This window comes from Actinoplanes sp. NPDC049599, assembly GCF_044465625.1.
In the GTDB taxonomy this organism is placed as follows: domain Bacteria; phylum Actinomycetota; class Actinomycetes; order Mycobacteriales; family Micromonosporaceae; genus Actinoplanes.
Window position 1 is genome coordinate 1 of the sequence record NZ_JBITLX010000087.1, and the last position, 1,287, is coordinate 1,287.

2 protein-coding genes are annotated in these 1,287 nt (G+C 67.2%); both read left to right on the plus strand.

From position 1 onward, the window contains the following. Positions 1-64: 64 nt before the first annotated feature. The gene (locus ACIBQZ_RS43330) at positions 65-373 is read left to right on the plus strand and encodes a transposase (RefSeq protein ID WP_396094795.1); all 309 of its coding nucleotides are present in this window, start codon (positions 65-67) and stop codon (positions 371-373) included. Next, the gene (locus ACIBQZ_RS43335) at positions 370-1,254 is read left to right on the plus strand and encodes an IS3 family transposase (protein ID WP_396094796.1); all 885 of its coding nucleotides are present in this window, start codon (positions 370-372) and stop codon (positions 1,252-1,254) included. Before ACIBQZ_RS43330 ends, ACIBQZ_RS43335 begins: the two co-directional genes overlap by 4 nt. Positions 1,255-1,287: the final 33 nt, after the last annotated feature.

Sequence of the window (1,287 nt, forward strand, 5' to 3'; positions counted from 1 at the left end):
TGAAGTTCCACCTTCGAGCCGGACACCTTGAAACCAGACAGTGGTCTGGGGGAAGGATGTCCCGGTGCCCCGCCCTTCGAAGTATTCCGAGGATTTCCGTCGGGACGCGGTCGAACTGGTCCGGTCTTCGGGCCGAACGCTGCGCGACGTCGGCCGTGAGCTCGGTGTCAATCACGAGACCCTGCGCGGCTGGGTCAGCGCCGCGAAACGCGCCGATGAGCAGCGTGCCGGTCGCCATGGTGACGGTGGCGAGCTGAGCGGCGCCGAACGCGACGAGCTGCGCCGGCTGCGGCGCAAGGTCGCCGAACTGGAGCTGGAGAAGGAGATCCTGCGGAAAGCGGCCGCCTATTTTGCGAAGGAGATGGGTCATTGATCGGCCGCTACCGGTTCATCTCCGAGCACCACGCTGTCTACGGTGTGGCGCGACTGTGTCGTGTTCTGGCGGTCAAGCGCAGGCAGGGCTACTACGAGTGGCTGGCCGCCGAACCCGCCCGCCAGGCGCGAGAGGCCGACGATGAGGACCTCGCCCAGCTGATCCGGCAGATCCAGGCCGAACACCGAGGCTACGGGGCGCCGCGGATCGCTGCCGAGCTGCGCCGCCGCGGGCTGCGCATCAACCGTAAACGCGTCGAACGGGTCATGCGTGAACGCGGCCTCGCCGGGATCACCCGACGCCGGCGGCGGTCACTGACCAAACAGGACACCAAGGCCGCGCCGGCACCGGACCTGATCCGCCGCGACTTCACCGCCCCGGCGCCCGGCCTGCGGCTGGTCGGTGACATCACCTACCTGCCCACCGCCGAGGGCTGGCTGTACCTGGCCACCACGATCGACCTGTTCAACCGGGAAGTCGTCGGACACGCCATGGCCACGCACATGCGCTCCGAACTCGTGTGCGACGCCGTGGAGTTGGCTCACCGCCGCGGCCTGGTCCGCCCCGGCGCGATCTTCCACTCCGACCGCGGCAGCCAATACACATCGAAGGACTTCAGGGCCGCGCTGACCAGGCTCGACATGCGGCCGTCCATGGGCCGGACCGGATCGTGCTACGACAACGCCGTCGCCGAATCGTTCTTCGCCAGCCTCAAGGCCGAGATCAGCACCCGCGTCTTCGCGACCCGGGCGCAGGCCCGCCGGGCGGTATTCGCCTACGTCAACTACTACAACAACAAAAGATTACATTCCACCGTGAAACACCAGACACCACGCGAAGCACGTGTCTGCTACCGTCCACCCATCGCCCTCGCGGCATGAAACTCCGGTGTCCGGTCCCGGGGTGGAACTTCA